At 43.2% G+C, this 7,683-nt stretch carries 10 protein-coding genes and 1 tRNA gene; 10 read left to right on the plus strand and 1 reads right to left on the minus strand.

The features are described 5' to 3' along the window. The first annotated feature begins 50 nt into the window (after positions 1–50). The 7 genes from JK130_RS15220 (at position 51) to JK130_RS15250 (ending at position 4,405) form a co-directional block, all read left to right on the plus strand. Entirely contained in the window at positions 51–1,310 is a 1,260-nt protein-coding gene (locus JK130_RS15220; RefSeq protein ID WP_218355190.1) for a flagellar assembly protein T N-terminal domain-containing protein, read from the plus strand. Between the two features lie 241 nt (positions 1,311–1,551). Further along, a complete protein-coding gene (locus JK130_RS15225) occupies positions 1,552–2,508 on the plus strand; it encodes a mechanosensitive ion channel family protein (RefSeq protein ID WP_218355191.1) in 957 nt (318 codons plus the stop codon). Between the two features lie 265 nt (positions 2,509–2,773). After that, positions 2,774–2,914: a hypothetical protein gene (locus JK130_RS15230; RefSeq protein WP_218355192.1), complete on the plus strand. Its 141-nt coding sequence runs from the start codon at positions 2,774–2,776 to the stop codon at positions 2,912–2,914. Between the two features lie 39 nt (positions 2,915–2,953). Continuing rightward, positions 2,954–3,028 (plus strand) — tRNA-Arg (locus tag JK130_RS15235). Positions 3,029–3,563: 535 nt separating this feature from the next. Next, on the plus strand, positions 3,564–3,728 hold the full coding sequence (locus JK130_RS15240) for a hypothetical protein (RefSeq protein WP_218355193.1): 165 nt from the start codon (positions 3,564–3,566) through the stop codon (positions 3,726–3,728). A gap of 52 nt (positions 3,729–3,780) precedes the next feature. Continuing rightward, positions 3,781–3,978, plus strand: a complete 198-nt coding sequence (locus tag JK130_RS15245; protein ID WP_218355194.1) for a hypothetical protein — start codon at positions 3,781–3,783, stop codon at positions 3,976–3,978. Positions 3,979–4,147: 169 nt separating this feature from the next. Beyond that, entirely contained in the window at positions 4,148–4,405 is a 258-nt protein-coding gene (locus JK130_RS15250; protein WP_218355195.1) for a DUF6314 family protein, read from the plus strand. 285 nt (positions 4,406–4,690) lie between these two features. Here JK130_RS15250 and JK130_RS15255 read toward each other — a convergent pair whose 3' ends face one another. Further along, entirely contained in the window at positions 4,691–5,662 is a 972-nt protein-coding gene (locus tag JK130_RS15255; protein ID WP_218355196.1) for an integron integrase, read from the minus strand. A 239-nt stretch (positions 5,663–5,901) separates the two neighbouring features. On the opposite strand from JK130_RS15255, the gene JK130_RS15260 reads away from it, so the two are divergent. The 3 genes from JK130_RS15260 to JK130_RS15270 all read left to right on the plus strand — a co-directional run bounded on the left by JK130_RS15260 (position 5,902) and on the right by JK130_RS15270 (position 7,479). Further along, positions 5,902–6,240 carry a hypothetical protein gene (locus tag JK130_RS15260; RefSeq protein WP_218355197.1) on the plus strand — a complete coding sequence of 113 codons (339 nt, stop codon included), beginning with the start codon at positions 5,902–5,904 and terminating at the stop codon, positions 6,238–6,240. Between the two features lie 142 nt (positions 6,241–6,382). After that, a complete protein-coding gene (locus tag JK130_RS15265) occupies positions 6,383–7,138 on the plus strand; it encodes an alpha/beta hydrolase (protein ID WP_246587829.1) in 756 nt (251 codons plus the stop codon). A gap of 125 nt (positions 7,139–7,263) precedes the next feature. After that, entirely contained in the window at positions 7,264–7,479 is a 216-nt protein-coding gene (locus JK130_RS15270; protein WP_218355198.1) for a hypothetical protein, read from the plus strand. Positions 7,480–7,683 lie beyond the last annotated feature (204 nt).

Here is a 7,683-nt window from a genome sequence, read left to right on the forward strand (position 1 = left end):
TTCATGTTGCCCTAAAAAGAGCTTTGACATTTTGTTTTTGGGAACGAATTGTGCAAGACCGTGCTCACCAGCACCCCGTGCGACAAAATTCAGGCAGTGTGATGAATATGATTATCCGTATACAGAGGCTTAGGCCGTTTACTTTCCCCGGTGTTTTTGCAAATGTCTGGAAAGGGGTTGCCGCCCTATTGCTTATCATTTCACACGTTGGGCAAGCAAATGCCGCCTGGTTTGAAGCGCAGGGTCAGGCGTTAATTGCCGGACAATCAAAAGAAGAAGCACGCCAGCAAGCAACTGCCGAAGCACTACGCCAGGCCATGCTGTTTGCGGGCGCTTCGGTGCACAGCGTACAAACGCTGGCAAATGGCCTGCTGACAGAGGAAACCTTCGAAGTACAAGCTAATGGCGAAGTTAACCAGCTTGAGCTTATCGATGAGGTTTGGCACAAGGAGTATGTCAGTGTACGTATTCGGGCTGACATTTTTCCTAAACCTGAGCAATGCGCTGCGGCCGGTTTTCAAAAAACCTTAGTAACAACCCATTTCCCTATTCAATACCCTCGGCAGGCACTGGATGGACAAATAAGCCGTTTATCTCAAGTTTTACCCCGGGAATTACAGCAGCAGTTTTCGCGACTGGCTCCCGCTGTGTCGGTCCAGGCCATTGCCCCTTTCAGTGTAAATTGGTATCGCCAGGACATTATAGAACAAGCGCCTACCTTAGCACGTCAGCATCAGGCGCAATATATTCTGGGCGCCACGGTGTCAGATGTAAGCGTAGAGCGCCCCGCTCACTCATCTTACGCCTTTTGGAAAGACCCCACCGCGCAGCGTCATTTTACGTTGACGGTTAATGTTCTGGATGGCATGCATGGCGGCTCGCTTATGCATAAAACCTATCAAATAAGTGCTCCATGGCAGTTTGAGCGTACTGCCCAGGTTGATGTGGCCTCGGCAACATTTTGGCGTTCGGCGTATGGCCAGGCTGTTGAAAAAGAGCTGGCGACACTTGTTACTGATGTCGAAAGTATTCTGGCATGTCAGCCTGCGACTGGCCGGGTTGTTCAAGTAGCGGGTAATAGCTTGCAGGTTTCTATCGGACGTACTCACGGACTAAAGGTGGGCGATATTTTGTTTGTTTACCAAACTGCGCGTGTTACTGGCCCGTTTGGCCAAACCTTTACCCAATACAATTTGTACCCCACGCAGGTTGAAGTAACCGCAGCATTTGCCGACTCTGCAACAGTAAAACCCGTAGACAATGGCTTATTAATAAATATTCAACCAAATGATTATGTTGCTAAAAGATAGGCTTTACTTTGGTATTCAGACGTCAAAAATAACGATGTTTACCCATAGTTTAATAGTACTGATCATGTAATATGTATTGAAGGGTTGGCAGCATAGCGCTTGACATAGCTCTTAAAATTCCTTTTAAATTATATTGGAATAGCCTGCTGTGAATTCCATCATTAACGTCAACAGGTGGAGCGACTTAACCACCATAAGGTGTAGCACCTTACCAGCGACCCCTTTGTAGCCAAGGCCAGTTATGAAATATTTATTTGCGTATTTGTTCTTACTTTCTTCGTCAGCTCTGGCCCAGTCTGAAGCCGACTCTACACCTCCTGTATTTACGGTAGATGCTGCTAGCAAGACCCTTCAGGAGACCGTGTTAAATATCTGGTACGACTTTGTTGCGCACATACCTTACATAGCCGTGGCAATGGTAGTACTTATGCTTACGGGGATAGTTTCGCTGATAACAAGCAAAGTTATTGGCAATATTGCTAAACGCAGCAAAATGCGAGCATCTTTGAAGGAGCTGTCGCAACGTATCGCACGTATTATTGTCTGGTTATTCGGAATTCTACTCGCCGCCATGGTTATTTTTCCAGGCCTGACGCCGGCAAAAGCGTTAGGCGGGCTTGGTCTTGCTTCGGTGGCTATAGGGTTTGCTTTCAAAGAAATTTTCGAAAACTTTTTCGCCGGTATTTTGTTGCTATGGAAGTACCCCTTCGAAACAGGAGATTTTATTGAGTGCGAAAGCATTATGGGGCGGGTTGAAAAAATATCTGTGCGTATGACCCAGCTTCGTAAGCCCGACGGTGAGCTAGTTATTGTGCCTAACTCCTTTCTTTTCAAAAACCCGGTACTGGTCCTCACCCATGAGAAAACCCGACGCATTCAAATTATGACCGGTGTAGCCTACGCAGAAGATGCACGAGCTGCCCTTCCTATTATTAAAGAGGCGGTTGAAAGTTGTGAGCTCATTGCTAAAGACCAGGGCGTCGACGTCTTTCTAAACGGTTTTGGCAGCAGTTCTATCGATATCGAGGTCACCTGGTGGGCAGACCCTACCCCATTAGGTGAGCGTAAATCTCGCAGTGAAGTTGTGGGCGCAATCAAGCAAGCTTTAGATGATGCGAATATTGAGATTCCATTTCCTTATCGCACGCTTACGTTTAACGAGCCGTTACCTGTGCGATCCACTGACAAATCTGACTGAGGTTTCCTCCAGGATCTATGACGCATTAACAATTTCATAAGCCTAAACGCAAAAATAAGAAAGTATGAAAAGAGCCGCCTAAAAAAGTAGTAAGCCAGCAGCATTTCGATAGCGTACAGCGGAAGGTTTTGGCCGAAGTTGCGAACACTACTCACAATCCAAAGCTTACTGGCTACAATAGGCATGGAACAAATAAAATCGGGTGGGCGTTGTATGAGATTAATTCGCTGCAAGCAGAAAGCGACACAAGATTTGTGCAGGAAAGATGAATCGCTTTGAAGCACGCGATGCGAAGAATCAGCAGATTGATGTCACCGCGGCGTGCGCCAGCTTTGCACCGCTAAAACTTCTGAATCATGACTTATTGATAAATATTCAGCCAAATAACTATGTTGTTAAAAAATAGCGCTTTTTCTTCTGTCTTTAGTCGTTATAATAGCTGTGTGTCCCCATAGTTTAATGGATAAAACAAGGCCCTCCTAAGGCTTAGATGTTGGTTCGATTCCAGCTGGGGACGCCAATAGCGTAATCAGGTCAATTCAGACCACTGAGAAATACCCCTGCTTTTTTAATTTTCTTAATTTCAAATTCACGTAACGCCATACTTACCTCAAATTGCACCAACCTTGTATATTCTATTGGGCCCCGAATTCAGATAATAAGTGCACTATACATGATAGTGGCGGTCTTCTCTGTAATCATCATCAGCAACCATGACGGCGTGTGTAGCGCGAATTTTTTATAAATGACATCCGAATAGGTTAAGCGTGCCCGCTTTAACGTTCTCGAATTAAAGAGCCGCTATTCTGGAAAGTAAATGGCTGATATCTGGCTACTTGGTCAGTTGTAGTGTTTAGAAAAAGAACTAAGCTGTAACACGAATCAATCAGATTCACTAATCAACGAAAAAGGAATTTTTATGCTGAAGACACTAACTGAACAAGAGGTCCGCTCTGTAAGCGGCGCAACTTGGGCGCATATAGCAACCGCTGTCGCGGTTTCTGAAGCTCTTTACGAATTCTATCAGGGTTACTCGGACAATAGGAAATAAAAGTATGAATCAACAAAATAGCTTGATGCAGCCACTCAGTGACAGTGAAGTAAATGAAACTTATGGGGCTGGGTTATTTTATGAGCTTGGTGCTTTCTTTGCAGATGTTGCAAATGCCCATGATGCTATATATCGAACGTATGGAAACACCAATAGAAACCATTGGTAAAAACTAACCCTAATGAAGCCAGGCGCACTGGCTTCACCTTTAAGGTAACCGTATGATCAACATTACACCTGCTTTAGGGCTTACCATCGCTGCGGCATTAAACTTATTGAACTCTGGATGGATATGGCTCACCGATACGGGTTCTGACAGCCACTTAGACAGTTTACAAACCGGGTTGTTATTTCTTATTCTGGCAAAAACGTATCAATTGGCGAGTGATACCGCGACGAGTAAACACCATAAAAAATAGTGTTTTTGAAGGTGTATAAAAGTAGGTTTGCTCCTTAAAGCCTGATAGTTGCAAAAGGGTTTAGCTGATAATTTCTTACAGATAGATATTTGGGCTGTATTCGGTATTGCTTTACATAAGTCATACTTTTATAGGCTGGTGAAACTGATGTGTAAAGTAGTGATTATTGTTGAGCCAAACCAGCAACCAAAGCCCGAGAATTAACACCGCCTGCAACCCGGTACGCGACCCGATAACAGGACTGCACAATTTTGTTGGAACATGGCACCTTGACCGAACAATTCTGCAACCTAATGAAGATGAGTTTGTCTTTAAGGGAGTGGCTGATTTCACATGGCTTGAAAATCGATTAATGGATCAGGAAACCGGAGTGGCGACTGTACCTAACGGTATAGAGTTGCAGGCTGAGCGCACCTACATTTGGTAAGTGGGTGAGAACCGTCAATTTGCTATTTACTTTAACGATAACCGCTATTTTCATAGCTTCTCAGTTTTGGAGCCTTACGCGGAACCATGGGCAGCTGCTCACAGCTTAACATTAAAGCCCGAAACAATAATGCTTCATACTCGGATCCGACACCCGATGATTTAATGACCGTTTAGCGAATGAAGCTATATACTAAATTCGACTATACAGTTAAGCGCGAAGATCTCAACGGCAGCTCCGTTCGGGTTGCGGACCTTTGGCTCATCGAGTTTTTTAAATGCATCATTACGATAAACGACTCAAAGGACTTACTACGCCATTTGCGCCTTGCTGAAGAACATGAGTATATATTTGAGTTGTTTTTACATCAGAATGCCCCAGTTGGGCCTGAACCGTTCGGATATCTGCGCCAGACTGTAGTAAATGGGTAGCAAATGAGTGCCTTAATGTATGAGGCGTAATTGGTTTCGTCAATCCCGACACCGATACAGCTTGTTTAAACGCTTTGCGAACGCAAGTAGGATGAAAATGATGCCTTCTTATCTCACCAGTTTCTGGATCTGCGCTAAGTTTATGAGAGGGAAACAAGAACTGCCAGGCGAGCGACTTATTCGCTGAAGGGTATTTTTTAGCGAGCGCATGAGGCATCCAAACTCCGGCGTATTGCTCATTGTGCATATCGAGTCTCAGGTATTCATCAACCTGGGCTATTTGATTTCTAAGTAATGGAATTAGCTCCGTTGCCAAAGTAACGACCCGGTGTTTTTTGCCTTTACCATTCCAGACCCTTAAACACTTATAATCGAAATCGATATCTTGCACGCGAAGTTGCACAGCTTCCATGCTTCTTAGGCCACTGCCATACATCAAGCCAGCAATAAGATAGTAACGTTTATTCAATCTTGACATAAGCAGCTTCACTTCATCCTGCGTCATAACAATGGGCAGTTTGGGTTGACGTTTACTTCTGGCAAAATTCAAGTTAAGAGACAGCTCACTCTTGATAATGTGCTTATAAAGAAACGATATCGAGTTTAATGCAATAGCTTGCGTGCGAGGTGACACATTTGCATTTAGCGCCAAATGTTCAAGGTATTGTTCAACTTCGTTGTCACCCATTGATGAAGGGTGACGTTTCCCGTGAAAGTGAATAAATGCTGAAATCCACTTCAAATAAGTAGAGACCGTCCTTGGAGAATACTGTCTAAGCAACATGTACTCTGTTATGTGATTTAAAAGCGGAGACTTTGTTTTCATGACTTTCTATTTAACTGTATAAATATACAGTTATAGCAGTCTTTCCCCTATATTCAAGCAAACGACCCAATCGCGCGTTTACGTCCTAAAATCAAATAGCTTTATTTTCTTGCAGCCATTGCCTGCGTAGGCTTTCGCCAACTTGATAATCATGGCAATATGGATAAAAATGAGCAGTAGCTCGGTAGAAAAACGCGCAAATTGCGCCTTATTAAATTGTTATAAGCCAGATTAAGGCCATGGAAATACTCTTTTTTATAATAGGCGTGGCCCTATATTTGGCTGCATTAAGCTTGTTGGTTAAAGGCCACAAGTCGTTAAACCTTCGCTTCGGCTGGCCAACCCCATCAGGGCTAGTCAACAATGCACTCTGCTATTTCTTTTTTGCTGCTTTTATTTGTGTGGTCATTCCTTTTGCTTTCTTTTTTCCATTATGGCTCAACACGTTTTTGCCAGTACTACAGTCAACACAAACAAATAGCGCTCTTCTCATACTGCTCGGTGGCTTTGCTCTTTCCGTTACAGTGTGGTTAAACTATAAAAAATCTAAACAAGGCAGTTTTAACAGTGGCTTATAACAAACAAATTATGTCACTCGCTGCCGCTCGCTGGGACGCAAACACGTGCGCGGCTTCGCCATTATTGCACACGTATTTGCGCCCCATATTTGGAAGTTATATGCTCATCTACTTTAGTTCTTCGAAAAAGGAATTTTAAAATTTGAAAACCTATTACTTGTTACTTTCAGTTTTCTTTTGCTTTACTGTAAATGCACAAGCTCATAATGTGAGCGTTACTGTCCCGCAGTCATACGAGACAGAGACATCAAAAAAATACCCTGTAATTTATTTACTAGACGGCACCCCAAATAAGAATATGCTAAGTGGCATGCTTCAAAGACTTCATTTATCAAAAGGATCTTATGAGCATATTATCGTAAGTATCGACGTAGAGGATCGACTGAATGATTTCGCGCCAACTGTAAACATGGACCCAAGAGGTCCCGTTGGTAAAGGAGGTGGAGGAGACAAATTTCTAGATTTTTTAGAACAAGAGCTCATGCCTAGTATCAACAAAAAATATCGTGCTAGTAAATTCAATACCATAGCTGGTCACTCTGTCGCTGGGCTACTTGTTATTCATAGCTTTCATTCTCGCCCAAAACTTTTTCAGTCTCATCTAGCTTTCAGTCCGGCTGTATGGTGGGGGGCAAGAGAGACGGTTAAATCGGCTAAAAATTACGTACTCTCTAACGGAGGCAGTGAAAATTACCTTTACATGAATATTGGGAGTGAAAGCGGTGAAATGAAAAGAGTGTATGACTCATTCGCAAAAACAATATTGAAAAACCGTTCTATAGACTTAAAGTTAAAGCTAAACGAGTTTAAAGATGTTTCTCACGACTTCACAATGGCAGCAGGCTTGTACAACGCTTTATCAGGTTTACATCAATATCAGCGCAGTAAGGACATATAACAAACAACTGTTGGCACTCACTGCGTTCGCTGGGACACAAACACATGGGCTGCCTCCCTTCGCTCGTTATTTTAGCCCATGTATTTGTGCCCCAAAGTTGGGTGTTATATGTCAAAGGAAAAGGAATGACCAAGGAAGATGTTAAAAGGGGAAGTACTTTTGCTAGTTATATGGCTTCAGCATCTGCTGCTGCCTTGGCGTATATAACAACGAAGTATTTGAACTTAGCTGGCTCACCAGATGAAACAGGTTCATTACTTTTTTATGGTCTACTTTACGCTTTTATTTTTTTAGCGTTCCGTTTCTTTACATCGCGCTTGTTTAAGTGGCTTTATACCTAATTTCAAAAGGCTAGGGTTTTATTTATAAATGACACATAACAAGAAAATAAAGTCACTCGCTATCGCTCGTTGGGACGCTAACACGCAGGGCCACTTCGTTATTATGCCCTACCTGTTATCGCCCCTTATTTAAAAGTTGGTATGACTCCCTTTGTCAAGCTTGAACGAGTGCTTCCCTGACACTCTTTCAGCCCATAATTAGCT

It is taken from the genome of Alteromonas lipotrueiana, assembly GCF_019249245.1.
GTDB classification, from domain to species: domain Bacteria; phylum Pseudomonadota; class Gammaproteobacteria; order Enterobacterales; family Alteromonadaceae; genus Alteromonas; species Alteromonas lipotrueiana.